Here is a 26,453-nt window from a genome sequence, read left to right on the forward strand (position 1 = left end):
AATGACTAAGATATTAATGGTTTGTCTCGGTAATATTTGCCGTTCTCCATTAGCGGAAGGAATTTTAAAATCTAAAGTTTTTGGTTTTAAAACAATAGTTGATTCTGCAGGAACAGGAGAGTATCATAAGGGTGAAAAGCCTGATAAAAGGTCAATTAGTATTGCAAAAAAAAAAAATATTGATATTACAGGTCAATCTGCACGAAAATTTTTAATTGAAGATTTTGATAAATTCGACCTAATTTATGTGATGGATAATTCTAATTATGAAAATGTTATTGCTTTGGCTAGAAATGAAGATGACAAGTCTAAAGTAAAGCTTATTTTAAATGAAATTTTCCCCAACGAAAATTTAGATATTCCTGATCCGTATTACGGTGGTAGTTTTGGGTTTAAAAATGTTTATAATATGTTGGATGAAGCTTGTGATATTATAGCAAAAAAAATTAATTCGAATGGATAATGAAATTGGAAAATTGTATTTAATACCAACAACTTTGGGTGATAATGAGCCATTAGAGGTGCTTCCTTTGTCGGTTAAAAAAGTTATTGAAGAATTAGATTATTTTATTGTTGAAAATGAAAAAACGGCTCGTAGATTTATAAAACAAATTGCACCAAGAAAATCACAACCTTCATTAAAAATATTGAAATTAGATAAATATGCTGATCAATTAGAAGTAAGAACCTATTTAGATGTTTGCTCAACAGGAATTTCAGTAGGGTTGCTTTCTGAAGCTGGTGTGCCTGCAATTGCTGATCCAGGTGCGGAAATTGTAAAGTTAGCTCATGAAAAGGGAATTAGAGTAACTCCATTAGTTGGTCCTTCATCAATTATTTTAGCTATGATGGCTTCAGGTTTTAATGGGCAAAATTTTGCATTTAATGGTTATTTGCCTATTAACTCATCTGAAAGAAAAGCAGCAATTAAAAATTTAGAACGATTGTCTAAAGAAAAAAATCAATCTCAAATATTTATTGAAACTCCTTTTAGAAATGAGAAAATGTTAACTGATTTAAAAAGCACGTTAACTCCAACAGCTAAGCTTTGTGTAGCTTGTGATATTACACTTCAATCTGAGTATATTAAGACTTTAGAAATTAAGGATTGGAAATTTGAAAAGCCAGATTTGCATAAAAGACCAACAATATTTATAATTCATAAAGAATAAAAAAGCATCAACAATTGTTGATGCTTTTTTTATTTAACCAATGTAATTCAAATTATATAACAGGTTTTTTGTTAGCTTCAATAAATGAAGTGTCATACCCTGAAAACTGTTTTAAGTAATGTTGAATAGATGATCCATAAGCATCTATAAATTTATTTTCTCCATTACTTCTTAGGTATTTTTTTACATTTCCAGCGCCTGCTAAATGCGCAGCTGCAATAATACCAGATTCAGTAATTTTAATACCGTTTATTTTTTCCCCAACACTTCTTTTAATATCTTTTCTTAAAATCCATTTATTAACAGAGCAAAGTGCTATAAAAGCTTTTTCTTGTAATTCGGGTGATTCTAAAAATAGTTGAGAGTTATAAATGTTAAACCTTTTTAAGGTCGATTTTCCAAATTGATATTTTCCTAAGTAACCAAGTGTATTAACTATATGATAGTTTCCTTGAGATTCTTTAAAGGCTACTGCTTCCTTAAATCCATTAAATGAATTACCAACAAATGGAATGTTGTGTGTTGGATTTTTAGAGAAACTTTCATCTTCTGTGAGTACTATGCTAATTCCTCTACTTAGGAAAGTGGAATTGTTGTCGGTCTTTTTATCTTTAGAAAAACTAGAAATTACAGTTCCTAAAATTAATAAACCAAAAAATATTATTACTTTTTTCATGATTTAAAGGTTTTAATTACCTTTTAAATTTCCGGGTGCAAATGTAATGTATATTTTTATATAAATGTTAATTTACTAATAATATTTTATAAATTAACAAATTGTTAACAATTCAGGGCTTTTGTTAATAAAAATGAAATATTCATCTCAATTCTGATGGTTTAATGTAGATGTTAAATTATTTAAGTGAATTCTCTATTATTATTTATCTGTTTACCCCTTGTTTATTTAGCCATTTTTGATACTTAACAGCATTTTTATTGTGTTGTGACAATGTTTTAGCAAATTCGTGTTTCCCAATTGAGGTGATACTAGCACACATGTAATAATAATTATGAGTTGCTGGGTTAAGAACGGCATTAATAGAAGAGATATCAGGCATTGCAATTGGGCCTGGTGGTAAGCCATTATTTTTATAAGTATTATAAGGTGAATTAATTTCTAAGTCTTTTGTTAAAACTCGCTTAATTATGGTTTCATTTCCTAACTCTTTTTTTAAAGCAAAAATAATCGTAGGATCAGCTTGTAATGGCCATTTATCATTAAGCCTATTTATATATAGTCTTGCAACCATTGGTCGTTCATTTTTATTGGTGGTTTCTTTTTGAACAATTGAAGCAAGAGTAATAACCTCATTTATTGATAAATTTAATTTCTTTGCTTGTTCTTTTCTAGTTGAATTCCAAAACTTGTGGTATTCATTAAGCATTTTAGTTCTAAATTCAATTGCAGAGGTATTCCAATAAAACTCATAAGTATTTGGAATATACATTCCAATGGCGGTGTTATTTTTAAATCCGGCTTCTTCAATAAAATTTAAATCGGTTAAAGCTTTTAAAATTGTTATTGAGTCCGGTTCAATTTGTATAGAGATTCTGCCAGCTAATTTTTCGAAGGTATCTTGGTTGTTAAATGATAAGTTAACAGTTGTTTGTTTTCCACTTCGTAATAAATTAACAAGTTCATTATTGTTTAAACCTGTTGAAATGTGGTATTTACCTGATTTAATTGTATTAGGGTAGTTTTTCTTAATTGCTACCCAGTTAAACGTTTTAACTCTTTTTAGAAAAGGACGAACTAAGTTTTGAACATCTTTAAAATTACTATTTGTTGGAATATATATAAAACCTTCTCTGGTAGTGTTTGGGTTGTAAATTTTGTTATAATAGTTGTAAGCTAAAGTACTTCCAATTGCTATTAGTAATCCAAAAATTAATAAAAATAATTTTTTTATATTCATGTTTATTTTTTAATTAATTGGTATGAAATTTCATCTTTAAAACTAGAATTTGAGTAAACCCAATCTTTTTTTATTCCAGATTTTATAAAATTGAATTTTTCAAAAAGTGCAATGCTGTTTAAATTATCTGCTGTAATATTTGCAAAAAGTTGATGTACATTTAAAAAAGTAAATGCGTAATCTATAATCAACCCTAGGGCTTCAGTGCCATAACCTTTATGTTGGTTTGTAGAAGTTAACAAAATACCCAATCCAACACGTTTATGTTGTGGGTTAAAATCGAACAAATCAATCATTCCAACAGGGGTGTTTTTTGCGTTACAAATAACAAATCTATATTGTTTGGCTTCATAGATATCTTGATGTGAATTTTCAATATATTTTTCTAGAATATACTTAGAAAAAGGTGTTTGTGTACTGCTAATTTCCCAAAAAGACTCATTGTTTTCAGTAGCGAATAAGAACTCTAAATCCGTAGGTTCTAAAGCTCGTAAGTTTATATTTTTACCAAGTAAAGTTGCCATTAAATTGTTATTTTTCCTTCAAAAATAAGTTGAGTAGGACCTTTTAAAAATACATTTTTATAAGTGCCTTCTTCTATGTTAAATGAAACTTCTAATTGACCTCCTAAAACATTAAGTTTTATGGAGTTCTTTGAAGTTTTATTAATTTTATTTGCTGCTATTGCAACTGCTGTAACTCCAGTTCCGCAAGCTAAAGTTTCATCTTCAACACCTCGCTCATAAGTTCTTACGTTAAATGAATTACTTGAAACTTGTTCTACAAAATTAACATTTGTTCCTTCATCAAAGTATGGTGATCCATTTCTAATTTTTGAACCTAACTTTTTAACATTTAAATTCTCAATGGTATCGCAAAAAGTAACATGATGTGGGGAACCTGTATTCAAAAATAAATGGTTTTTAAAAACTTCAATTTTAGTAACATCAGCCATTTTTAGGTTAACAATACTTTGGTTTATAGTAGCATAATGTAAACCATCAATTGCGTTAAATGAAGTGCTGTTTTTTATAATGTTAAGCTTATTTGCAAATGCAACAATGCATCTTCCTCCATTTCCACACATACTACCTTCATTTCCATCTGCATTAAAATATTTCATTTTAAAATCTACTTCTTCAGAGTTTTCTAACAAAATTAATCCGTCGGCACCAATTCCAAAACGTCTGTCACATAAATTTTTAATTAAACGTATGTTGCTTACGGGAAATGCTAAGTTTCTATTATCAATCATAATAAAATCGTTTCCAGTTCCCTGATATTTGTAAAAATGTAGATTCATTATTGCAAATGTAGTAAATTAAGCATAGTTTTTTTTGTTAAAAATATAGAACAACTTCTAAAGTGTTAAACTCAGTTAAATGAGTGTTAATATAGCGTTAAAGCATTTTTTTAAGAAAAAATATATTTTAATTTTGAGTATTAAATTATAAAAAAGTTTAAAAAATGAAAAAAATAGCAAGTATCGTTTTATTTTCAGCTTTAGGAGGAATACTTACACTTGGAGCTTATAAATTATTTTTAGAAAATCCTCAAATTGTAATTGAAAAAGCTGTTGAATCAAAGCCAAATATGGTTACAGCTAGCAATACAAGTAGGCTAATTGCCTCGACTGAAAATACTGATTTTACTGTAGCTGCAGAAAAAACATTAAACGCTGTAGTTCACGTAAAAAATACATCATTAAAGACTGTAAGAGATCCTTTTGCTGAATTGTTTTATGGACAGGGGAGTGGAATAAAGCAATATTCTCAAATTGGAACAGGAAGTGGTGTAATTATTTCTTCTGATGGCTATATAATTACAAATAATCATGTAATAAAAAATGCAACTGAAATTGAAGTTACTTTAAATAATAAAAAGGTTTATAAGGCAAAAATGATTGGAACTGATTCAACTAATGATATTGCATTGTTAAAAGTTGAAGCTACTAATTTACCATATATTGTTTTTGGAGATTCTAACGAAATTAAAGTAGGTGAGTGGGTGCTTGCAGTTGGTAACCCATACAATTTAACCTCCACTGTAACGGCAGGTATTGTTAGTGCTAAAGGAAGAGATTTAAAAAGGAATGGAAATATTACAGACTCGTTTATTCAAACGGATGCGGCTGTAAATCCAGGAAATAGTGGTGGTGCTTTGGTGAATACTAGAGGTGAATTAGTTGGAATAAACACTGCAATTACTTCAAGTACAGGTTCTTTTATTGGATATTCTTTTGCGGTTCCATCCAACATTGCAAAAAAAGTTGTGGAAGATTTAATGGAGTTTGGGAATGTCCAAAAGGCAATTTTAGGTGTAAGTGGTGGTGAATTAAATAATAAAGCTGCCGAAAATTTAGATATTGATATCACAGAAGGTTTTTATATTGCTGGTGTAGCAGATAATTCAGGAGCAGAAAAAGCAGGTTTAAAGAAAGAAGATATTATTGTTAAACTTAATAATGTGAAAATTGCAACTTTTGCCGATTTACAAGGTTTTTTAAGGACCAAACGACCAAACGAAACAGTTGCAGTTACTTATTTAAGAAATGGAAAAGACTATACTGTTAATGTGAAGCTGAGTAAAAATGAAATAAGCAAAGTTTCTACTCTTGGTTTAGAGTTGAAAAATTTGGATAAAAATGAGTTAAAAAAATTAGACATAGCTAATGGAGTTAAAATTACCGAGATTTCAAACAAAGAACTCATGTACTATGGTGTTAAAAAAGGTTTTGTTATTATTGCAATTAATAATCAAAAAGTAAACTCAGTTGATGATGTAAATGAAATGATTGCCACTAAAACGGAAGGGGAAGTATTACGAATTGAAATGTTAAATTTAAATGGTGAAATTGAACGGTACATTTTTAGATAAAGTTTAAAAAAATAATTTAGAATCCTTTCACTATTTGAAAGGATTTTTTTATGCTTAATACCTTTGCGAAAACGTTTGAAATAGGTATTTTTACCGAAATTTAAACAACACAACATAAAATGTCATTTAACGAAATTTACGAAAAAGAACTTGCTTTTCAAGCCAATAGAAGAAGAGCAACTGTAAAATTTATTAGGATAATAAGTGATTTATGGTACGATAATACTGTGGAACTCGTATTATTTAGAAATCAATTATTAGATAGAAATGTTAGTGAAATATTAAATTTAGTTGAGTATGCTAGCGATTTTGTAGAAAAACCAATTTCAATTTTTGATGCTGTTGAAATTGCACAAGAAATTAAAAATCATGAGTTACCACCTTCAAAAATTGATATAGGTAAATTAGTTTATGAATCTCATTTAGATGAAGATAAATGTACAATAAAAGATTTTATTGAAGATAGATTTAAAGATGCCAAAAATAACAAAAAATTTGAATCAAAAGATGTTGTCCTTTATGGTTTTGGTCGTATTGGTCGTTTGTTAGCTCGTGAATTAGTGGCGCTTACTGGTAAAGGTAATTTAATGCGTTTAAGAGCAATTGTAACTCGTGGTGAAATCACTGAATCTGTTTTAGAGAAAAGAGCTTCATTACTAAGAAATGATTCAGTACATGGTGATTTTCATGGTACGGTAACTGCTAATATTGAGAAAAAAGCGTTGATAATTAATGGAACAACAGTTCATGTAATTTCAGCGAATAACCCTGAAGAAATTGATTATACACGTTATGGAATTTCTGATGCATTAGTAATTGATAATACGGGTGCTTTTAGAGACGAAGAGTCCTTAGGAAGGCATATAAAAGCAAAAGGTATTGCTAAAGTATTATTAACAGCTCCAGGAAAAGGAATCCCAAATATTGTGCATGGTGTAAATCAATTAGAGTATGACCCTTCAAAAATTGATATTTTTTCAGCAGCTTCTTGTACAACGAATGCTATAACCCCTGTTTTAAAAGTTATTGAAGATAATTTTGGGGTAATTAATGGACATTTAGAAACCATTCATGCATATACAAATGATCAAAATTTAGTTGATAATATGCACAAAAAGTATCGTAGAGGTAGAGCTGCAGCTTTAAATATGGTAATTACAGAAACAGGTGCGGGAAAAGCTGTTTCTAAGGCATTGCCATCATTTGAAGGGAAACTAACTTCAAGTGCTATTCGTGTTCCGGTACCTAATGGTTCTTTAGCAATTTTAAATTTGCGATTAGAAAATGCAGCAAGCAAAGAAACTATAAATAATACAATGAAAAAATATTGTTTAGAAGGCGATTTGGTTGAGCAAATCAGGTATTCACTAAGTAATGAATTGGTTTCTTCTGATATTGTTGGAACACCGGCTCCAGCAATTTTTGATAGTCATGCAACTATTTCAAATGGTGATGGTAAGAATGTTGTTTTATACGTTTGGTATGATAATGAATATGGTTATACTCACCAAGTTATTAGGCTTGCAAAATATATTTCACAATTAAAAAAGTTCACTTATTATTAGTGGTTGTAGCAACAATTGTTGCTTTCTCTGATAGTTTATAAAGTACCTTTGACGAATGAAAATATCAAATTCTGTCAAAGGTTTTTTATTGGCATTAGTTTCGGTAATAGCTGTATCAAATGTATATATTTTTAGTAAGGCAGCCCTTACAGAAGTAAGTTTACCTCAATTTGGTGTTTATTGGTTTAGTTTTGGATTAATATGGATTTTATTATACGCTTGGTATAAAAAAACTTATAATAACTTAAAAGGACTTGTAAAAAAGCAATATTTAATACTATTTGTAATTGGAATTATTGAAGTTGTTGGTACCTACTTTTTCTTCAAATCTATTCATACAATTTCTAATCCTACAATTGTTTCTTTTATTGGTAATATATCTCCTGTATTTGTAATAGCTTTAAGTTTTATTTTACTAAAAGAACGGTTTTCAAACTTAGAACTTTTGGGAATGCTATTAGCTTTATCGGGTGCATTTGTAATAAGTTATAAAGGAAATTCTAGTTTTAAAAATATGTTTATTGATGGCTCTCAATATGTATTGTATTCTAGTATGTTGGCCGCAATTAGTGCAGTAGTTATTAAAAAAAATATTCAAAAAATTCATCCAATAATTTTTACAACAAGTCGAAGTTTTTTTCTACTATTTTTTTCAATTATAGCTTTAAATTATGTTGAGGATTCATTGGTTATTTCAACAAGAGCTGTACGGAATATTTTTATAGGTTCTCTTTTAGGGCCATTTTTAACAGTTATTGCGGGTTATTTAGCATTGCAATATATTCCTTTGTCTAAAAAAGCAATAATAGCAAGTACAAAGGGAATTTTTGTATTGCTTGGTTCATATCTTTATTTTAATCAATTTCCACCTACTATTGCTTTAATAGGTGGATTTGTTACGATTGTTGGTCTTTTATTTATTGCTTTTGGTAAAATGAAGCATAAAAAAAGCCAAAACAACTAGTTGATTTGACTTTTTCAAGGTTCAATAAAATAAGGGTTATGTAAATATTATTTGAGTTCTATCTCCATCACACATTTCATAAAATTGGCCAATTGTAATAATATCAGATATTTCATCTGATAAGTCTTCTTTTTTCAATTTAAACATATCAATAGCTAATTTACATGCGTAAATTTTACCACCACCCGCAGTAATCATTTCTAAAAATTCATCAACAGGAGGCATATCTAAATCACCCATTTGTTTACGCATCATACTTGAAACAGCAGATTCTACTCCTGGTAATCCACCAAGCATTGTTGGGAAAGGTAATCCACCAGGCATTCTCATTGCTGGATTTCCAGTTGTTGCTGTGTGTAAATTATTCATTGTTTTTTTAGTGATAGCATCTAGCCCAAAAAAGGTAAAAAACACATTGGTTTCTATTCCTTCCATAACAGCTCCATTAGCCATTACTAGGCTTGCATACACATCTTCTAAGCTTCCTTTAGCACATATTAAACAAACTTTTTCTAAAGGTTTTTTTTCTTCTGTACTCATTTTTTTTAATTTTTAAATTAATATTTTTAAACCGAATTATATACAACTAGTTGGTTTCGGTATTCCTGCAATTTTTGATGAGAATTTTAAGGGGCCTTTTGGAAATAGCTTATACAATCCTTTAATATCTACAACACCTGATTTACCAACTTTTCTTATGGTTAAGGTTTCTTTAGCTTCTGTTTTTTCACGTAGATAATTTATAACCTCAAAGTGTTTATCTGTTAATTCAATATTTATTTCTTTTGCAATTTCTTTTGCAATTTCTTCGTTCCATTGAGACATATCTTCTAAATATCCTTCTTCTGAAACGTTTACATCTACTCCTGCTATAGTTTTTACTGACATAATATTTTGTGTTTTATATATTTAATAATTATTTTGTATCTGTTTTTATATCAAAAATTTTTCCTTTAAAACTCATATTTCTTGAAACAAAAGGAATGGCAATACCTTTTAATAGCATATTCCAATAAATCCATCTGAAGGCTAATTTACCCCAGTGATTAAATACACTTTCTTTTAAGAGTTTTAGAGGTCCAATTTTTGCAAAAGGAAATTTTCCATGAACTGGTTCTGTAACGTAATTAAAATCGATTAATAATGCTTTGTTGTCTCCAGTTTCAATAAAACAATTTGCATGTCCGTCAAATTCTTTCTTTAAAGGATATCCATCCATATATAAAAGAATGTTGTCTGTTAATGTTTCTGCTTGAAAATGTGCAACAGATCCAGCTTTAGAAGCTGGTACATTTGTAGCATCTCCAATTACAAAAATATTTTCATTTGCTAAAGACTGTAAAGTATTATTATCTGTAGGTATAAAGTTTAAATCGTCTCCTAAACCAGATTTTTCTATCACTTCATCTCCCATATTTGTTGGTATGGTTACTAATAAATCAAATGGAATTTTTCTATCTTCATAATCTACAATTTCTTTCTTGTCATTATCTATATGTTCTATAGAAAAATCAGCTTCCATTTTTATACCTTTTTCATCTAAGAGGTACGTTAAAGCTGTTGAACATGTTGGTTTTGTGAAAGCACCGGTTAATGGAGTAACATATGTAATATCTACTTTATCTCTCATTCCTTTTTTTCGGAAATAAGAATCAGCTAAAAAAGCAAATTCTAAAGGTGCAACGGGACATTTAATAGGCATTTCAGTAATGTGAATTACTAATTTTCCACCTTCCCAATCACGTAGTTTGTTACGTAAGGCTAAAGAGCCTTCATAGGTATAAAAATCAAAAATATCTTTTTTCCAAAGAGGCCCAATTAAACCTTCAGTTTCTTCAGGAGCAATTTTAGAGCCTGTTGCAATTATTAAAATATCATAGTCTAGTGTTTCGTCTTCAAGTTCTACTTTATTTTCTTCTGAAAGAATTTTTTCTATTTTTTTCTGAATATAATTAACCCTAGTTGGAAGAAACCTCTTTCCAGTTTTTTTTACCTGATCTTCGGTATAGCTATCAAAAGGGAGAAATAAGAAGCCAGGCTGATAATAATGTGTTTTATATTGATCAACTATTGTAATATTCCATTCATTAGAATAAAGTTTTGGCCTTAAATGATTCACCATCATTGTACCTGCTGTTCCTGCACCTAAAATAAGTAAGTTTTTCATATTTAACTGTTTAAATATATTATGTATCAATTATTACACAGTAAAGTTACTATAGTTACATAACGATACATATGATAAATATCAGGTTGAAACGTAATAAAAGTTACATAATATTTAATAATGTAAAAAGTTTGTAGTAATTTTTGTATAGCTTTAAAAACTTTAAAAAATATGATTATTTTAGCCTAGATATAATTTGAATAGAATGTTAAATATTGAAGAAAAAATTAAACAATTAAGAAATGAACTCCGAGAACATAATTATAATTATTATGTATTGGATAATGCAACAATTTCAGATTATGAGTTTGATTTAAAATTGAAAGAATTAGAAAAATTAGAAGCTGAAAATCTACAATTTTTCGATGCTAATTCTCCAACACAAAGAGTAGGTGGTGAAATCACTAAAAATTTCAATACAGTTGTTCATAAAAATAGAATGTATTCTTTAGATAATTCATATTCAAAAGATGATTTATTAGATTGGGAAAAGCGCATAAAAAAAATATTAGAAACTGAAGATGTAAATTATACTTGTGAGTTAAAATATGATGGTGCTTCCATTAATCTAAGTTATAAAGATGGAGTTTTAGTGAGCGCTGTTACTAGAGGTGATGGTTTTGAAGGTGATGATGTTACAGCAAATATTAAAACAATAAAATCTATACCATTAGTTTTAAAAGAGCATTTTGCTGATGAATTTGAAATAAGAGGAGAAATTATTTTACCGTTAGAAGGTTTTAATAGGATGAATGCAGAACGTATTGAAGCAGGAGAAGATCCTTACAGGAACCCAAGAAATACGGCAAGTGGCAGTTTAAAACTACAGGATAGTAAAGAAGTTGCTAGAAGACCGCTAGATTGCTTATTATATCACATAGTTACTACTAAAAATCAAAGAACATCTCATTTTGACACTTTAAAATTTGCTAGGGATATAGGCTTTAAAGTGCCTAAAGCAATTGAAGTTTGTTCAACTATAAATGAAGTTTTTAACTTTATAGAAAAATGGGATATAAAAAGGCATGAATTACCTTATGAGACAGATGGTGTAGTTGTAAAAGTGAATTCTTTAGAGCAACAAGATGAATTAGGTTTTACCGCTAAATCGCCACGTTGGGCAATTGCTTTTAAATTTAAAGCAGCACAGGAAAGCACGGTTTTAAATGAAATTACATATCAAGTTGGAAGGACTGGTGCAATTACTCCAGTAGCAAATTTAGAACCAGTTCAATTGGCTGGTACAACTGTTAAAAGAGCTTCCCTACATAATGCTGATCAAATTGAAAAATTAGATATAAGGGTTGGAGATACTGTTTTTGTAGAAAAAGGAGGTGAAATTATCCCAAAAATTGTTGGAGTTGATCTTCTGCAAAGACCTAAAAATTCTATGCCAACAGTCTATATAACTAATTGTCCAGATTGTAATGCTTTGTTAGTTAGGAATGAAGGTGATGCAAAGCATTATTGTCCAAATGAATATGGTTGTCCTACTCAAATTACAGGTAGAATTCAGCATTTTATTAGTAGGAAAGCAATGAATATTGATGGTTTAGGAGCTGAAACGGTAGAGTTGTTGTATGAAAAAGGATTATTAACAGATTATTCAGATTTGTACTTTTTAAAAGAAGATGAAATTGTTAATTTAGAAAAAGTACATCATAATAACGAAGCTGGTTTAAAGCTGAAAAATCATTTACAAGTAAAAATTAAAGATGCAATATTTGCTTTAGGGTATAGTAATATATCAAGAAAATTAGCAGAAGTAATTGCTAAAAAAGTTAAATCTATTGAAGAATTATTAGATCGAAATTTATTGTTTGAAAACGAAAATGAACAAAAGATTTTTGAAAAGTTTAAGTTAAAATTTCAAGAAAGATTTGATGAATATAAGAATTCACAATACTATAGATTTCCTTTTCTTGAAGGTTACATGTCGTTGGAAGAATTTTTATTTTTAAAATTTTATAATAAATCACTCGATAAAGGATTTTTTAACACTGATTTTGAAGAACTATTAGAAAGCGCCAAAAGTATTGGTTTTATTGATGAATTAAGAGATTCGAAAAACCGAATTAGCAAGCATAAAAATTTTGAGGCGACAGTTTTAAAAATTTCAAACAGAAAAATTATAGGAATAAGAGAACAAGGAGCTAAAAACATTATTAAAGGAATTGAAAAATCTAAAATAATACCTTTTGAAAAAGTTTTGTTTGCATTAGGAATTAGATTTGTTGGTGAAACTGTGGCAAAAAAATTGGTTAAGCACTACAAAACTATAGATACTTTAATGAGTGTTTCGTATGAAGACTTAGTTGAAGTTGATGAAATAGGTGAGGTTATTGCTAAAAGTGTTATTGCTTTTTTTACTTTAGAAAGAAATATTAAGATTGTTAACAGGTTAAGGAAAATAGGCTTACAATTTGAAATGCTTAAGAATGAGAATGAAACAGAAAAATTAAAAGGGTTATCTTTTGTTGTTTCTGGAAAGTTTTCAATAGATAGAGTTGAGCTTAAGAAAATAGTTGAGGAAAATGGTGGTAAAAATTCTACTTCTTTATCGAAAAACACCTCATATTTAATTGCTGGGGAAAAAATGGGGCCAGCAAAGAAGGTAAAAGCAGAAAAGTTAGGTATTAAAGTTATAACTGAGAATTATTTTTTTAATATATTATTATAGATAAATTTGTTATGAAAGAAAATTTTGTTGCCTTTGATTTTGAAACATCAAATGGTAAAAATGCTTGTTCAATTGGAATAGCAGAATTTGAAGAAGGGAAAGTTATTAATGAGTACTATTCTTTAATTAAACCTAAAGATTTGAAATTTAATCCTTATGCTCAAAGAATACATGGAATAAGTTTACAGGATGTTATTAATGAAAGAGAATTTCCTGATATATGGAGAGAAATATACCCTTTTTTTAAAGGGAGAAAATTAGTTGCACATAATTATAGTTTTGATGTATCAGTTTTAAACTATAACTTAGATATTTATAGTTTGCCTAAAGTAAATTTTGAGATAGATTGTTCTCTTAAATTATCGAGAAGATATTTAGCTATTGAAAATCATAAATTATCTACAGTTGCAAGTTATTTTGAAATAGAGCAAAATAATTATCATAATGCTTTAGAAGATGCGATTATTTGTGGTAAAGTTTATCATAAACTAACTACAGGCGATTTTAAGTTAATAAAAAGAAGTAAAAAAAATAATTCAAGAAGGAATTCAATTTCCAATGCTAATTTTAAATGGTAGAAATCAGAGAAACTCAATACATTAATTTTTGTTGTTTCTGGGATATTTACTAAATTTAATAGAGACGATTTAAAAAAATCTATTGAAAATAATGGAGGAAAAGTAGGGAATTCTATTTTAAAAAAAACCAGCTATGTAATAGCTGGTGAGAATATGGAGCCAAGTAAACTTAAAAAAGCTAAAGATTTAAATATTCCTATAATTTCTGAATTAGATTATTTAAAACTGAGACATTAAATATTCTCAATTATAATTCTATTTCTTCTTATTTTAAGTTTCCCTTCATTTTCAAGTTTTTTTAGCAAACGAGAAACAACTACTCTAGATGTGTTTATATCATCAGCAATTTCTTGATGTGTAATTATAAGTGTATAATCTTGCATTATTTTAACTTTATCAGTTAAATATTTTAGTAATCTATTGTCTAATTTCATAAATGCTAAACTGTCAATAGCTTCTACCATTTCAATTAAGCGTACATGATAACTGTCAATAATAAAATGACGCCACGTTTCATATTTTTTTAGCCATTCATCAACTTTATTTACCGGTACAAAAATTCCTTCAGTTTCTTTTTCTGCGACACCTCTAAACATACTTTTAGATCTGTTTAGGCAATTCACAAATGAAATAGCGCAAGTGTCACCTTTTTCTAAAAAATACAAAGCAATTTCATCACCATTTTTATCTTCACGAATAATTTTTATGGCTCCATTTAAAATTAGTGGAATATGTGTCATATTATCACCAATATCAATAAGAGTACCTCCGCTTTCAATAGTTCTATAGATACCAACGTTCACAATTTCATCAATCAATTCTTTTTCAAAAATTTCGGTATAATAATCCTTTAGTTTATCTAATAATAGTGTTTTGTCAGTATTCATAACCTTGTTATTTTAATGTAAAAATAATATAACCAAAGTTACAAAATCAATAAAAACAAACTCCTGATAATTATCAGGAGTTTGTTAAATCAAATAATTATAAGTGAATTATTTTTAAAATCTTATTTGCATTTGCATTAAAAGTGCATCGTTATCTATGTTAATATGTGTTTCAATATTAGCTTGATAATTGATTTGAAGACGTGTTTTTTTATTAAAGAAATAATTAAGCCCAATTGTCATTCTTTCTTGGTAACCAATTTTTTTCAAGTCAGTGTCTTGATCAAAGTATTCATATTTGAATACTGGTTGAATTTTTTCATTAATGTTATAGCTTGCCATAATATAAGCACCATCTCTCTTTTCTCCTAATTCTAACGGTTCCGAACCACAACCACCACCAGCAGCTCTGTTATAATCACCTTCGTCATAAATATATTCACCTTGTACAGTTAAATCTTTATATTTAACAGATGCATCAATTCCATAAGTTGTTCTATCATCATTTTCATTATTAGGATATCCATATCTAAAACTAGCACCAACATTCATAAAATCTAGTACTTGATAAGAAGCACGTCCGATTACGTCTTTTTTCTCATTATTATCTTTAACTCCTAATCCTCTTCCATTCATAAGTGCTACTGCATATTTGAATTTAGTTTTGTTGGATCCACCTAATACCATTAAACCCATATCTCTTTGAGGAGCAACTAATTGATCGGCTACAATTGATCGGTCAATTGTAGTTAAAGAATGACAAGCTGTGGTAACTTCTCTACCAAATGGTTGTTTGAAAGATCCTAATGAAATTTTAGCCCATTTATTTTTATCATAAGTTACAAATGCATCTAATAAATAAGCGTCTCCACCACCAATAAAAGCACTAGTTTCTAAAACGAAATAATATGAGAAAGAGCGGTTTACTCTTCCGCGTACACCTAGTCTTGCTCTTTTAAAATTAAAGGTATTTTCGCCTTGATCTGTAAAATAGTTATTGTACTGTGGTTGGATATAACCAAACACAGTTGAGCTACTTGTTGAAGGAACTCCAGTAGTAGCAGTTGCAGGTGTATCATCTTCACATCCTTGTGCGAATGTTGTATTGAATTGTAATGCGAAGAATATTGAAAAAAGTATAATTATTTTTGTTTTCATTTGTGTTTTTTTTAATTAAAAAGCTCTAAAAAACGGTAATTACTTATTGGTTATAAAACATCATTTTATAATTTAATGTTGTTTTTTAGAGCTTTAGTTTTAGATATTTTTAGTTGTTTAATTAGTTTACTAGAGGTAATCCTTTGGCGTGACTATCAACTCCCCAATGGTTTGATGCCCATTGAGAACTACTATGGTTTAAACCATTCATTCCAAATGTTAAACTATAAGCATCATACCCTAAAACTCTTAAACAAGCAGTTACAACTGCAGATGTTTGACCAGTATAGCAATACGTAACTACTTTTGCTGAGTCATCTAAATTTTTATACTCTCCATTAGCTAATGTTAATGGTGAAATTCTGTGAGCTCCGCTAATATGACCAAATCCAGTATAATCTGTTTCACTAAAGAAATTATTGATGAAATAATCAGAAGGAGATGCTACAACGTCTGCATTAGAAGCTGTTTTAAAGCCTGCGGCAACAACATCTTCAACTCTTTTTCTTAAAATTTCAGCACCATCAACACTTAAGCTGCTAAGTACAGGATCACTATATATACCTAGTGCAGGCGCACTACCATACGACCAATTAGAGCTATCAGAACCTACATCTCCTACTTTTGCTGTCCATGAATCTGTTGTTTCAGACCAACCAGTCATACCCCATTTTAATGCTTGTGCATTAGGATGACCGTACATACGTAATAAAGCTGTTGCGTAGCAAGCAGTTTGACCAGTATAACAAACTACTAATAGTTGTTTATTTCCTTTATTAGCTGCCTGAGTTAAAATATCTCCAAATGCTACATTTATTGCGCCGTCTATGTGACTTGTACCATAAGAATTAGCACTTCGAATATCCATAATGTAATATTTTACTTTAAATGCAGCAGCATCATAATCTGCTAATGCGGGAGCTCCAACTACAAATTTTATTCCAGCTGGATTTGATATTACATTGTTAATATCTAGTTGGTTATCAATCATATACTCTTTTAATAATGTAAATGTCGGTTCGGCTGTTACACCGCCAGTTGTTAAATCATCACCTCTGTCACATGATGTTAAGAATAATGTTGGTACTAATAATAATCCTATTAATATTAATGATAATTTTTTCATGATTTGCTTATTTTAAATTTTTATAATGATGTTCTTTTTTAAATATTTATTCTATAATTGGATAACTTTTAATTTCTTTTTTACTAAATCCATCCCAGCCTTTTTCAACTAAAGTTGAATTCATAATAGCATTAGATCCATAAGCTAGGTTTGCTACATTATACCCAAGTATGTTAAGGTATGCTACAACATAAGCTGCATTTTGACCCGTTAAGCAGTTGACTAAAACTTTTTTATTTGTTGGTAATGTGTATAAATTTGTAGTTGATGCAAGTGAATTTTCAGGCTCATATCTAACGGCTCCTTTTAAATGTCCAAAGTTGTATTGTTCTTCATTTACATAGTTAACTACAAAATAGTTATTTGGGTTTTCAAAAAAGTCAACGGCTTTAGTTATATATTCTTTATAAGGTTTTGTAAATGCTTCTTTAATTCTCTCTTTTAAGATTTCTTCTCCTGTAGTTTTACCAGTATTTAATATAGGAGTATCACCTTTTTCTGGCATTAGGTTAGCTGTAGTTTCTAATTGCTCTGCATATTCACTTTTTGAATTTTTAATCCAAATATTTACAGCAAATTCTTCATCCCAAGAACTCATTCCCCATTTTAAGTTATACACGTTATTGTATCCATAAAGTCTTAGTAAACCTGAAAAATAGGCTGCAGACTGACCAGAATAACAAACAATTGTTATTTTATCAAAATTTTCTGGAGTAATATCATTTTGAAAATAATTAAGAAGTTCAGCGGCTTTAATGTTTTTGGCATTTTTAATGTGTCCATATTCAAACCAACTTTCACTTCTAATATCTAAAACAAGATATTTTTTATTTTTTACATTTTCTTTGATTTCATCAGCCATAATTATAGCTGGCGCTAAATTGCTATTAATAAAATTACCATTAGATTCTAAATGTTGAACTAATAACTCAAATTCAGAATTTGTGGTATTTGTGCTGTCTTGTGCTTGAATATTATAGCTACTAAATAGTGTAGCTAAGAAGAAAAGCAATGCAAAGTGTTTTGTTAAATTTTTCATTTTATAAGTAATTTAAATTAAATAGATGTACTAATTGTTACATCAAAATTAGATATGGGTTTATTCTGTTTATATGATATTTATCATACCAATCTTAATACATATTTATTCTTTACAGTAACAATTATTACATTTGTAAAAAGCTTAAAATCAACTATATAAAAAATTTAAATTATTATTTTTTGTATTTTCTATGTATAGGTGTGAAAATATTTTTAATGCAATTTTTAGTTGAAAAGGTTTTAAATGGATTTTTTTGGCTTAAAGTAGATGAAAAATTGTAAAACCTAAATTTAAAATAAGGTATAATTATATAATTGATAAAATATTTAACATAAATAGTGAATACGTTAATAATGAGGTATTAATATAAGTATATATTATACTATTACTAATTAATTTATTTTTTTCAAAGTTGTAGAAACATTTAAATTGCTAAATTAAGACAATAAAAATGTAACAAATGCTACTAAAAAATAATTATTTAATAGAGTTTATTTAAAGTGTTATTGAGCGAAATTAATGTATATTGAATAAATTAAATATTTTATTTGAGTAGTCTATATTAATGAGTATTAAATTTAATTTATCCTAAAATTTTAGTTGAGGTATTTTAAAACACTACTTGAAATTTCATTTGAAAAATTGATGTTTTCCCAATAGTTTTTAAATTAGCTAAAGAATAGTTAAAACTAAATTTAGTTGCAGGGTTTAAAATCCAATTTACACTTGTAGTAAAATTTGTTAATTCACCACCATTTAGTGAACTATCCGAATAATCTGTAGTGGCATATCTTATGGCTAATTCAATAGCGCCCAGTCCTTTACTCTGTGGATTGAAATTTGATTTAGGAGATACTCTTTTAAAAGTTGCTGATTTATTTGAGTAATTTTTATGCTCTCCTGTTAAAAAGTAACTAGTTTCAATATAATAACCAAAAAAATTATAACTGTTTAAATCACTATTTCTGTTAATTTTAGAATTAATGTATTCTGATTGTATAGAAAATGAATTTTTTACAATGGCAAATTCAATTCCAGTTAATAAAACATTATCAACGTGTTCAATAATTCCTGTATTTATATAATTAGGAAGTAAATTGGCTTCAGGTTTAGAATCTAATTTAAATTCATTGTTACTTGGATTTCTGAAACTAAATGCAACCCCAAAGTGCATTAATTTTGTAAAATTTTCATTTGTAATAGGTAATCCTGTAATTCTTCCAGTTAAATTATAATTATTTGAAATTGCTTTCCCGTAGTTATCAGTATCTTTAAATGTACCTAATGCCCAAGTAGTTCTTTTATTAAAAGCTGTATTTGACAGCATAAAACCATTATTTCTACCTAAAGTCATATCAATATTAGGAGCACGTTCTATAAAAGACATATCATTACTACTATTAAGATTGTCTAAACCAAAAGGTTCTTTAAAGTGACCAATAGTAAATTTTCCTATGGCAGGTATTTTGTTAATTGAAATATAAGCGTCTTTTAGTTTAGTGCTATTACCAGTAAAATCAACCTGTAATTTGTAACTAATAAAAGAGTAGATTGTACCTGAATTATAAAAACGAATTCGTCTAAATTCAGTGCCATTTATAGCTTTATTAAATAAATTTATGGTTTGTGTGTCTTGTAAAAAATAAGATGATTGGTATTGTATTCTTCCTCCAAATTTCATTTTAAAACTACCATCTTCACTTTGAATATGAAAGCCATTATCCCAAAAGGATTTTAGATTATGGGTTTCTTGTGCTTGCATAAAGATTATCTTAGAAAATAACAATATACCTAAGAGTAGTTGTTTTTTCATTGAAAAATTATTTTTTTATGTAAATTAAATATTTTTATTTTTCATTTACTTTTAGTCTGGCTGTTGCAGTAATTGTATCATTTGAAAAGTTATTATCTAAGTACATGAGATAACCTGCAATTGCAATCATACCAGCATTATCAGTTGTATATTCAAATTTAGGAATATAAGTTGTCCATCCAAATTTTGCTTCATAAGATTTTAAAACCCTTCTAATTTCAGAATTTGCGCTTACACCACCAGCAATTGCAACATGATTTATTTCAGATTGTTTTACGGCTAATTTTATTTTATCAAATAAAATTTCAACAATTGTGTATTGAATTGAAGCACAAATATCATTCAAGTTTTCTTCGATGAAATTTGTATTCTCTTTTACTTTTTTCTGAATAAAATATAAAATTGCAGTTTTTAAACCACTAAAACTAAAGTTTAAACCATCAACTTTTGGTTTTGTAAATTTAAATGCTTTTGGGTTTCCAAGCTTCGCGTATTTATCTACAAGCGGTCCGCCAGGATATGGTAGTCCTAATATTTTTGCAGATTTATCATAAGCTTCCCCAACAGCATCATCTAATGTTTCACCTAAAACTTCCATTGTAAAATAATCAGAAATTTTTACGATTTGAGTATGGCCACCACTAATTGTTAAGCATAAAAATGGAAAAGGTGGTTTGTGTTGATTTTCATCTTCAATAAAATGAGCTAAAATATGCCCTTGCATATGATTTACAGCAATTAAAGGGATGTTTAAACCTAAAGAAAGTGACTTGGCAAAAGAGGTTCCAACTAATAAAGAGCCCATTAATCCAGGTCCGCGTGTAAAAGCTATGGCATTTAAGTCTTTTTTGTCGATATTTGCTTGTTGAATTGCTTGTTGAATAACAGGAACAATATTTTGTTGATGTGCACGAGACGCTAATTCTGGAACAACACCGCCATATTGGGCATGAATTTCTTGATTAGCAACAACATTTGATAGTATTTTTCCGTTGCAAATAATAGCGGCACTAGTATCATCACAAGACGATTCAATACCAAGAATGTAAATTGATTTATTTTTAATCATTTAATAACAAATAAAGGCACGAAAATTGCCATAAAAATGCAAATTTAACGCATATCAAACGAATTAAAAAAATAGTTGTCAGAATTTTAGTAGTACTAATGCTTTTATTAGCATTGGTAAGTATTGTTTTATCTATACCTTCTATTCAAACAAAACTTGGAAAATCAGCCACAAACTACCTACATAAGGATTTTGATGTAAATATAAATGTTGATAAAGTTGATTTGTCGTTTTTAGGAAATGTGCAGTTAAAAGATGTTTTAATTATAAACCATCATGGTGATACTTTAATTTATGTTCAAAATTTAGCAACTTCGGTTTTTAGTTATAGGAATATGATTAATAGTAAGCTTAATTTTGGGCAAATTTCTTTAAATAATTTTATTGTAAACATTAACACATATAAGGGTGAAGTAGATGATGCGTTAACAGTTTTTGTTGATAAATTTGATGATGGAACTGTATCCAACAAGCCATCAGGATTTTTATTAACTGCAACAAATTTAAAATTAAATGATGGTTATGTTGAAGTTGTTGATGCAAATAAGCCAACGGATAAACCATTATTTTTTAAAGCGATTAACGGAACTACAAAAAACTTTAAGGTTGAAGGACCTAATGTTTACACAATAATTGAAGGACTTACTTTTGTAGAAAATCATAATTTAGAAATTAAAAAATTAGCAACAGACTTTACCTACACTAAAAAGTTTATGAATTTTGAAAATACTGTTTTAGAAACTGAAACATCATCTATTCTAACTAATTTAAAATTCACGTATAAAAGAGAAGATTTTTCAGATTTTAATAATAAAGTAAACATAGAGGCTGATGTTAAAAAAGCGGATGTGTCCTTAATAGATTTAAAAAAATTCTATAGTGAATTAGGTACAGATGATATGTTGCATTTTACAACAAAAATAACTGGAAAATTAAATAACTTTGTAACAAATAATTTACAATTAACTACAAATAAAAATGCAATTATTAACGGAACGTTAAACTTTAAAAATTCTTTTAATCAAGAAAACGGTTTTTCATTAGAAGGTAATTTAACAAATTTAACTTCAGATTATTACCATTTAAAAACATTGTTACCAAATGTTTTAGGTAACACATTACCTTCTTCTTTTGAGAAATTTGGTAGGTTTACAATTCATGGAGATTTATACCTAACCAAAAATTTAATTAATGTGCAACTAACTTTAAATACAGCTATTGGTACATCCATATCAGATTTAGAATTATCTAATATTTCAAATATTGACGAGGCATCTTATATTGGTCATATTAAAATTATTGATTTTGATTTAGGGAAAATTATTGAAAATCCGTTAGTTGGTGAATTTTCTATTGAAGGAGATGTTGATGGAGAAGGCTTTACTTTAGAGACCATGAATACTTCAGTAAAAGGACTTATTTCTAATTATCAATATAACCATTATAACTTTAAAAACATTGCTTTAAATGGGTTGGTGAGAAGTAAACATTTTAATGGTGAAATGGAAGTGAATGATAATAATTTAAAACTAAATTTTAATGGTTTAGCCGATTTTTCATCAGATATTTATACGTTCGATTTTAAATCAATAATTGATTATTGTGATTTAAATAAAATTAATGTTTTTAAGCGCGATAGCATATCTAATATAAAAGGTGATATTGAAATTAAAGTAAAAGGAAATTCATTAGATGATTTAGTTGGTGCCGTAAATTTTAAAAATGTACTATATACCAATCAAAAAGGAGACTATTTTTTTAAAGATTTTAATGTAACTTCTTCATTTTTAGATAGTATTAGAACAATTACCGTTAACTCTTCAGAAATAATTAATGGTTATATTAAAGGTATATTTAATTTTAATGAATTAGGTAAGTTGGCTCAAAATTCAATCGGGAGTATTTATTCAAATTATAATCCTTATGAAGTTGCTTCTGGTCAATATTTAAATTTTAGATTCAATATTTACAATAAAATTGTAGCGGTTTTTTACCCTGAGGTAATTCTTTCAGCGAACACATCAATTAGAGGAACTATAAATTCTGATGATAACTTATTTAAGTTATCCGTAAAATCACCAAAAATTGAAGCTTATACAGCTATTATAGATGATTTAAATTTACAAATAGACAATAAAAACCCATTATTTAATACCCAACTTAAATTAAAGAAGGTAAGCTCTAAGTTTTATGAAATTTCTAAATTACACTTAGTAAATATTACGTTGAATGACACACTTTATTTTAGAACTGAATTTAAAGGTGGTAAAGGAAATACAGAAGATTATAACTTAGCATTTTATCATACTTTTAATGAAGAAAATAAATCTGTTTTTGGAGTGCAAAAATCTAATTTCACATTTAAAAATAATGAATGGATTATAAATCCAACAAACAATTTTGAAAATAAAGTAGTTTATGAAAATAAAACAAATACCTATAATATAAATCCGTTTTTAATAACTTCAAATCAGCAAAAAATTCAATTCTCAGGAACTATAAATGACACTATTTCCAAAAATATAGTGTTTGATTTTAAAGATGTGAAACTTGCAAATATTACGCCTAAAATTGATAGTTTAAATTTAAAAGGAATAATTAATGGTAAGCTTAATTATAGTCAATTACAAAAACAAATAAGGCCTTCGGCAAACTTAACAATATCAAATTTTGATATAAATAATTCTCATCAAGGAGATTTAAAAATTAATATTGAAGGTAAAAATTCATTAAAAAAGTACGCATTGGATATTTCATTAGAAAGAAATAATAATATAAATTTTTCGGCTGTAGGAGCCTTAGATTTTACACCAAAAAATCCAACATTAGATGTTAACATAGATTTTGAAGAATTTAAGTTAGATGCTTTTAGTCCATTAGGTGAAGATGTTTTTAATAATATTAGAGGTTTTGTATATGGAAATGCACATTTAACCGGCTTGTTAGGCAACCCAACAATGGAAGGAGATTTGTTTTTAGATGGAGCAGGATTGTATTTTCCTTATATAAATGTTGATTACGATTTTGATGGTACAAGTATTATTAGTTTAAAAGACCAAACATTTATTTTTGAAGATGTAGCCTTAAAAGATAAAGCTCATAATACCAAAGGAGCACTAACGGGTACTTTAAAGCATTCATATTTTGATGATTGGACGCTTAACTTAAATTTAAACACAACTAATTTATTAGTATTAAATACTGTTGAAGCAGAAAACTCAGTATATTATGGAACAGGATTTATTGAAGGAAATGCCAAAATTAGTGGATTAACAGATAAATTAGTAATTGATGTAATTGGTAAGACTAAAAAAGGCACTCATTTTGTAATTCCAATTAGCGATGTAAAAACTGTTGAAACTTCTGAATTAATTCGATTTATTAATAAAGATAAATTAGAAGAAAACGAAGAAATAAGAAAGGCATTTATTTCTGAAAAATTAAAAGGATTATCCTTAAATTTTAATATTGAAGTTACAAAAGATGCCGTTGTTGAAATGGTTTTAGACCAAGCTACCGGAAGTTATTTGCAGGGAAGTGGAACAGGTAATTTACAACTTGAACTCGATACCAAAGATAAATTTGATATGTATGGAGATTTTGTTGTAGATAACGGTGTTTATAATTTTAAATATGGCGGAATTATTAACAAACCTTTTACGGTAAAAAAAGGAGGAAGCATATCTTGGAGTGGAGATCCTTATACCGCTGAAATAAATATTGAAGCAGTCCATAGAGTTTTAGCAAATCCAAAATCGATGTTAGAAAATATTACTGCAAATAGAAAAATTCCAATCGATTTAATTACACGTTTCTCAGGTGAATTATTTAACTCTCAAAGAGAATTTGATATTGAAATTCCAAATTCTAGTTCAACAGTAGCATCAGAGTTGGCATTTAAATTAAATAATAACGATGCTAATAATAAAACAATTCAATTCTTATTTTTATTAGCATCGGGAAGTTTTTATAACGAAACCGATATAAGTGTAAACAGCAATGCGGCATTATACGGTACAGGTTTTGATATGCTTTCAAATGCCTTTGATAATATTTTTAATCAAGGGAATAATCGTTTCAAATTAAAGCCAGTTTATACAGTAGGTGTAAAAAATAAAGTAGATAATTTAAATATTGATGATCAATTAGCAATTGGACTAGATTTTCAAGTAAATGATAGAATAATTATCAATGGTAAAGTTGGAGTACCAATTGGTTCCAAAGAACAATCGAGTGTTATAGGTGAAGTAAATGTAGAGTTTTTAATGAATGAAGAAGGAACCTTACGTTCATCAGTATTTAATCGCCAAAATGAAATTCAATACACAGAAGAGGAAGAAGGATATACGCAAGGTGTTGGATTAAACTATCAAATAGATTTTGATAATAGTAAAGAATTATTGGAGAAAATTGGATTAAAAAAGAAACAATTAAAAGACTCAATAAACACATTAAAACCTGTTGACACAATTAAAAAAATAAATAAATTAATAAAATTTAAAAATAAGAAAATAATTAAAAATGAATAAACCAACTTTAGTAATATTAGCTGCCGGTATTGGTAGCCGCTATGGAGGCTTAAAACAATTAGATACATTTACACCACAAGGAGATACAATTCTAGATTTTTCAATTTATGATGCCATTCAAGCTGGTTTTGGAAAAGTAGTTTTTATCATTAGAAAAAGTATTGAAGAAGATTTTAAAGCATTTTTTAATAACAAATTAGAAGGAAAAATAGCAGTTGAGTATGTTTTTCAGGAAATTGATAATATTCCAGAAAAATACAAAGATAATAACAGACAAAAACCATGGGGAACAGCTCATGCATTATTAATGGCTAAAGATGTTGTAAAAGAAAATTTTGCAGTAATAAATGCGGATGATTTTTATGGGAAAGAAGCGTTTGAAGTGATGGCTAAATCATTAAAAACAATTGATAAAAATTCAACAAACTTTAATATGATGGGCTATGTATTAAAAAACACCGTTTCGGATTATGGATTTGTTTCAAGAGGAGAATGTCAAGTGAATGAAAATGGAAATTTAACAGGTATCACTGAGCGAACTCATATTGAAAAAGTTGATGGTGGATTAAAATTTAAAGATGAAAATGAACAATTAATTTCAATTTCTGAGGAAACAATAGTTTCAATGAACTTTTTTGGATTCACACCAAAATATTTTGAAGTTTCAGCATCATTATTTGAAAGTTTCTTAGAAGAAAATTATCAAGAACCTAAAGCAGAGTTTTTTATTCCATTAGCAGTAAATCATGTAATTGTAAATAATATTGCTACTATGGAAGTATTAACATCTAATGCACGTTGGTTTGGAGTTACCTATAAACAAGATAAGGAGTATGTGACTTCTGAAATTCAGAAATTAAAAGATTCTAATGTATATCCAGTAAATTTATGGTAGTCAACTATAAATAGT

At 28.1% G+C, this 26,453-nt stretch carries 22 protein-coding genes and 2 pseudogenes; 11 read left to right on the forward strand and 13 right to left on the reverse strand.

All coding sequences use genetic code 11. The features are described 5' to 3' along the window. The first annotated feature begins 1 nt into the window (after nucleotide 1). Together QM495_RS04960 and QM495_RS04965 are read left to right on the forward strand one after the other, a co-directional pair. Nucleotides 2-463, forward strand: a complete 462-nt coding sequence (locus QM495_RS04960) for a low molecular weight protein-tyrosine-phosphatase (protein WP_408671006.1) — start codon at nucleotides 2-4, stop codon at nucleotides 461-463. Beyond that, nucleotides 456-1,172: an SAM-dependent methyltransferase gene (locus QM495_RS04965; protein WP_408671007.1), complete on the forward strand. Its 717-nt coding sequence runs from the start codon at nucleotides 456-458 to the stop codon at nucleotides 1,170-1,172. The genes QM495_RS04960 and QM495_RS04965 overlap by 8 nt, the downstream gene beginning before the upstream one ends. Before the next feature lie 52 nt (nucleotides 1,173-1,224). Here the strand turns inward: QM495_RS04965 and QM495_RS04970 are convergent, their stop codons facing one another. From QM495_RS04970 to dapF, 4 genes are all read right to left on the reverse strand, one after another. Next, entirely contained in the window at nucleotides 1,225-1,848 is a 624-nt protein-coding gene (locus QM495_RS04970; RefSeq protein ID WP_408671008.1) for a peptidoglycan-binding protein LysM, read from the reverse strand. Between the two features lie 205 nt (nucleotides 1,849-2,053). Further along, a complete protein-coding gene (gene mltG, locus QM495_RS04975; protein ID WP_408671009.1) occupies nucleotides 2,054-3,088 on the reverse strand; it encodes an endolytic transglycosylase MltG in 1,035 nt (344 codons plus the stop codon). A 2-nt stretch (nucleotides 3,089-3,090) separates the two neighbouring features. Continuing rightward, a complete protein-coding gene (locus QM495_RS04980; RefSeq protein WP_408671010.1) occupies nucleotides 3,091-3,612 on the reverse strand; it encodes a GNAT family N-acetyltransferase in 522 nt (173 codons plus the stop codon). Then, nucleotides 3,612-4,391, reverse strand: a complete 780-nt coding sequence (dapF, locus tag QM495_RS04985) for a diaminopimelate epimerase (RefSeq protein WP_408671011.1) — start codon at nucleotides 4,389-4,391, stop codon at nucleotides 3,612-3,614. Before dapF ends, QM495_RS04980 begins: the two co-directional genes overlap by 1 nt. 164 nt (nucleotides 4,392-4,555) lie before the next feature. On the opposite strand from dapF, the gene QM495_RS04990 reads away from it, so the two are divergent. From QM495_RS04990 to QM495_RS05000, 3 genes are all read left to right on the forward strand, one after another. Next, a complete protein-coding gene (locus tag QM495_RS04990) occupies nucleotides 4,556-5,965 on the forward strand; it encodes a Do family serine endopeptidase (protein WP_408671012.1) in 1,410 nt (469 codons plus the stop codon). Nucleotides 5,966-6,084: 119 nt separating this feature from the next. Continuing rightward, nucleotides 6,085-7,530, forward strand: coding sequence for a glyceraldehyde-3-phosphate dehydrogenase (locus tag QM495_RS04995; protein WP_408671013.1), 1,446 nt, complete (start codon nucleotides 6,085-6,087; stop codon nucleotides 7,528-7,530). Nucleotides 7,531-7,585: 55 nt separating this feature from the next. Continuing rightward, nucleotides 7,586-8,494 carry a DMT family transporter gene (locus tag QM495_RS05000; RefSeq protein WP_408671014.1) on the forward strand — a complete coding sequence of 303 codons (909 nt, stop codon included), beginning with the start codon at nucleotides 7,586-7,588 and terminating at the stop codon, nucleotides 8,492-8,494. 36 nt (nucleotides 8,495-8,530) lie between these two features. Here QM495_RS05000 and QM495_RS05005 read toward each other — a convergent pair whose 3' ends face one another. From QM495_RS05005 to QM495_RS05015, 3 genes are read right to left on the reverse strand one after another with little or no spacing between them, the layout of a single operon-like run. Continuing rightward, complete coding sequence (locus tag QM495_RS05005; protein ID WP_408671015.1) at nucleotides 8,531-9,034, reverse strand: DsrE/DsrF/DrsH-like family protein; 504 nt, start codon at nucleotides 9,032-9,034, stop codon at nucleotides 8,531-8,533. A 36-nt stretch (nucleotides 9,035-9,070) separates the two neighbouring features. Next, nucleotides 9,071-9,382: a TusE/DsrC/DsvC family sulfur relay protein gene (locus QM495_RS05010; RefSeq protein ID WP_408671016.1), complete on the reverse strand. Its 312-nt coding sequence runs from the start codon at nucleotides 9,380-9,382 to the stop codon at nucleotides 9,071-9,073. Between the two features lie 28 nt (nucleotides 9,383-9,410). After that, nucleotides 9,411-10,661, reverse strand: coding sequence for an NAD(P)/FAD-dependent oxidoreductase (locus QM495_RS05015; RefSeq protein WP_408671017.1), 1,251 nt, complete (start codon nucleotides 10,659-10,661; stop codon nucleotides 9,411-9,413). A gap of 205 nt (nucleotides 10,662-10,866) precedes the next feature. On the opposite strand from QM495_RS05015, the pseudogene ligA reads away from it, so the two are divergent. The 4 genes and pseudogenes from ligA to QM495_RS05035 all read left to right on the forward strand — a co-directional run. After that, nucleotides 10,867-12,465 (forward strand): annotated as a pseudogene (gene ligA, locus QM495_RS05020) (NAD-dependent DNA ligase LigA); the annotation flags it as partial. 129 nt (nucleotides 12,466-12,594) lie between these two features. Beyond that, nucleotides 12,595-13,341, forward strand: coding sequence for a helix-hairpin-helix domain-containing protein (locus tag QM495_RS05025; RefSeq protein WP_408671047.1), 747 nt, complete (start codon nucleotides 12,595-12,597; stop codon nucleotides 13,339-13,341). A gap of 11 nt (nucleotides 13,342-13,352) precedes the next feature. Continuing rightward, on the forward strand, nucleotides 13,353-13,919 hold the full coding sequence (locus QM495_RS05030; RefSeq protein ID WP_408671018.1) for an exonuclease domain-containing protein: 567 nt from the start codon (nucleotides 13,353-13,355) through the stop codon (nucleotides 13,917-13,919). Nucleotides 13,920-13,934: 15 nt separating this feature from the next. Continuing rightward, nucleotides 13,935-14,156: pseudogene (locus QM495_RS05035) on the forward strand (BRCT domain-containing protein); the annotation flags it as partial. Here the strand turns inward: QM495_RS05035 and QM495_RS05040 are convergent. The 6 genes from QM495_RS05040 to tsaD all read right to left on the reverse strand — a co-directional run bounded on the left by QM495_RS05040 (nucleotide 14,153) and on the right by tsaD (nucleotide 21,014). Then, the gene (locus QM495_RS05040) at nucleotides 14,153-14,806 is read right to left on the reverse strand and encodes a Crp/Fnr family transcriptional regulator (protein WP_408671019.1); all 654 of its coding nucleotides are present in this window, start codon (nucleotides 14,804-14,806) and stop codon (nucleotides 14,153-14,155) included. The pseudogene QM495_RS05035 and the gene QM495_RS05040 overlap by 4 nt on opposite strands. Nucleotides 14,807-14,920: 114 nt before the next feature. Further along, a complete protein-coding gene (locus QM495_RS05045; RefSeq protein ID WP_408671020.1) occupies nucleotides 14,921-15,964 on the reverse strand; it encodes a porin in 1,044 nt (347 codons plus the stop codon). 121 nt (nucleotides 15,965-16,085) lie between these two features. Then, entirely contained in the window at nucleotides 16,086-17,090 is a 1,005-nt protein-coding gene (locus tag QM495_RS05050; RefSeq protein WP_408671021.1) for a rhodanese-like domain-containing protein, read from the reverse strand. A 46-nt stretch (nucleotides 17,091-17,136) separates the two neighbouring features. Then, nucleotides 17,137-18,129, reverse strand: coding sequence for a rhodanese-like domain-containing protein (locus QM495_RS05055; protein ID WP_408671022.1), 993 nt, complete (start codon nucleotides 18,127-18,129; stop codon nucleotides 17,137-17,139). A gap of 613 nt (nucleotides 18,130-18,742) precedes the next feature. After that, nucleotides 18,743-19,945 carry an OprO/OprP family phosphate-selective porin gene (locus tag QM495_RS05060; protein ID WP_408671023.1) on the reverse strand — a complete coding sequence of 401 codons (1,203 nt, stop codon included), beginning with the start codon at nucleotides 19,943-19,945 and terminating at the stop codon, nucleotides 18,743-18,745. A 34-nt stretch (nucleotides 19,946-19,979) separates the two neighbouring features. After that, complete coding sequence (gene tsaD / locus QM495_RS05065; RefSeq protein ID WP_408671024.1) at nucleotides 19,980-21,014, reverse strand: tRNA (adenosine(37)-N6)-threonylcarbamoyltransferase complex transferase subunit TsaD; 1,035 nt, start codon at nucleotides 21,012-21,014, stop codon at nucleotides 19,980-19,982. 98 nt (nucleotides 21,015-21,112) lie between these two features. Between tsaD and QM495_RS05070 the strand changes: the two genes are divergently transcribed. Together QM495_RS05070 and QM495_RS05075 are read left to right on the forward strand one after the other, a co-directional pair. Beyond that, a complete protein-coding gene (locus tag QM495_RS05070; RefSeq protein ID WP_408671025.1) occupies nucleotides 21,113-25,543 on the forward strand; it encodes a translocation/assembly module TamB domain-containing protein in 4,431 nt (1,476 codons plus the stop codon). Beyond that, on the forward strand, nucleotides 25,536-26,438 hold the full coding sequence (locus QM495_RS05075; RefSeq protein ID WP_408671026.1) for a sugar phosphate nucleotidyltransferase: 903 nt from the start codon (nucleotides 25,536-25,538) through the stop codon (nucleotides 26,436-26,438). The genes QM495_RS05070 and QM495_RS05075 overlap by 8 nt, the downstream gene beginning before the upstream one ends. The last annotated feature ends 15 nt before the right edge of the window (nucleotides 26,439-26,453 follow it).

The organism is Lutibacter sp. (assembly GCF_046055765.1).
GTDB lineage: Bacteria > Bacteroidota > Bacteroidia > Flavobacteriales > Flavobacteriaceae > Lutibacter.

What these genes read in the sequence shown, in the direction of transcription:
- QM495_RS04960 (WP_408671006.1), top strand. Translation starts at nt 2, where the DNA reads ATGACTAAGATATTAATGGTTTGTCTCGGTAATATTTGCCGTTCTCCA.
- QM495_RS04965 (WP_408671007.1), top strand. Translation starts at nt 456, where the DNA reads ATGGATAATGAAATTGGAAAATTGTATTTAATACCAACAACTTTGGGT.
- QM495_RS04970 (WP_408671008.1), bottom strand. Translation starts at nt 1,848, where the DNA reads ATGAAAAAAGTAATAATATTTTTTGGTTTATTAATTTTAGGAACTGTA.
- mltG (WP_408671009.1), bottom strand. Translation starts at nt 3,088, where the DNA reads ATGAATATAAAAAAATTATTTTTATTAATTTTTGGATTACTAATAGCA.
- QM495_RS04980 (WP_408671010.1), bottom strand. Translation starts at nt 3,612, where the DNA reads ATGGCAACTTTACTTGGTAAAAATATAAACTTACGAGCTTTAGAACCT.
- dapF (WP_408671011.1), bottom strand. Translation starts at nt 4,391, where the DNA reads ATGAATCTACATTTTTACAAATATCAGGGAACTGGAAACGATTTTATT.
- QM495_RS04990 (WP_408671012.1), top strand. Translation starts at nt 4,556, where the DNA reads ATGAAAAAAATAGCAAGTATCGTTTTATTTTCAGCTTTAGGAGGAATA.
- QM495_RS04995 (WP_408671013.1), top strand. Translation starts at nt 6,085, where the DNA reads ATGTCATTTAACGAAATTTACGAAAAAGAACTTGCTTTTCAAGCCAAT.
- QM495_RS05000 (WP_408671014.1), top strand. Translation starts at nt 7,586, where the DNA reads ATGAAAATATCAAATTCTGTCAAAGGTTTTTTATTGGCATTAGTTTCG.
- QM495_RS05005 (WP_408671015.1), bottom strand. Translation starts at nt 9,034, where the DNA reads ATGAGTACAGAAGAAAAAAAACCTTTAGAAAAAGTTTGTTTAATATGT.
- QM495_RS05010 (WP_408671016.1), bottom strand. Translation starts at nt 9,382, where the DNA reads ATGTCAGTAAAAACTATAGCAGGAGTAGATGTAAACGTTTCAGAAGAA.
- QM495_RS05015 (WP_408671017.1), bottom strand. Translation starts at nt 10,661, where the DNA reads ATGAAAAACTTACTTATTTTAGGTGCAGGAACAGCAGGTACAATGATG.
- QM495_RS05025 (WP_408671047.1), top strand. Translation starts at nt 12,595, where the DNA reads ATGTCGTTGGAAGAATTTTTATTTTTAAAATTTTATAATAAATCACTC.
- QM495_RS05030 (WP_408671018.1), top strand. Translation starts at nt 13,353, where the DNA reads ATGAAAGAAAATTTTGTTGCCTTTGATTTTGAAACATCAAATGGTAAA.
- QM495_RS05040 (WP_408671019.1), bottom strand. Translation starts at nt 14,806, where the DNA reads ATGAATACTGACAAAACACTATTATTAGATAAACTAAAGGATTATTAT.
- QM495_RS05045 (WP_408671020.1), bottom strand. Translation starts at nt 15,964, where the DNA reads ATGAAAACAAAAATAATTATACTTTTTTCAATATTCTTCGCATTACAA.
- QM495_RS05050 (WP_408671021.1), bottom strand. Translation starts at nt 17,090, where the DNA reads ATGAAAAAATTATCATTAATATTAATAGGATTATTATTAGTACCAACA.
- QM495_RS05055 (WP_408671022.1), bottom strand. Translation starts at nt 18,129, where the DNA reads ATGAAAAATTTAACAAAACACTTTGCATTGCTTTTCTTCTTAGCTACA.
- QM495_RS05060 (WP_408671023.1), bottom strand. Translation starts at nt 19,945, where the DNA reads ATGAAAAAACAACTACTCTTAGGTATATTGTTATTTTCTAAGATAATC.
- tsaD (WP_408671024.1), bottom strand. Translation starts at nt 21,014, where the DNA reads ATGATTAAAAATAAATCAATTTACATTCTTGGTATTGAATCGTCTTGT.
- QM495_RS05070 (WP_408671025.1), top strand. Translation starts at nt 21,113, where the DNA reads ATGCTTTTATTAGCATTGGTAAGTATTGTTTTATCTATACCTTCTATT.
- QM495_RS05075 (WP_408671026.1), top strand. Translation starts at nt 25,536, where the DNA reads ATGAATAAACCAACTTTAGTAATATTAGCTGCCGGTATTGGTAGCCGC.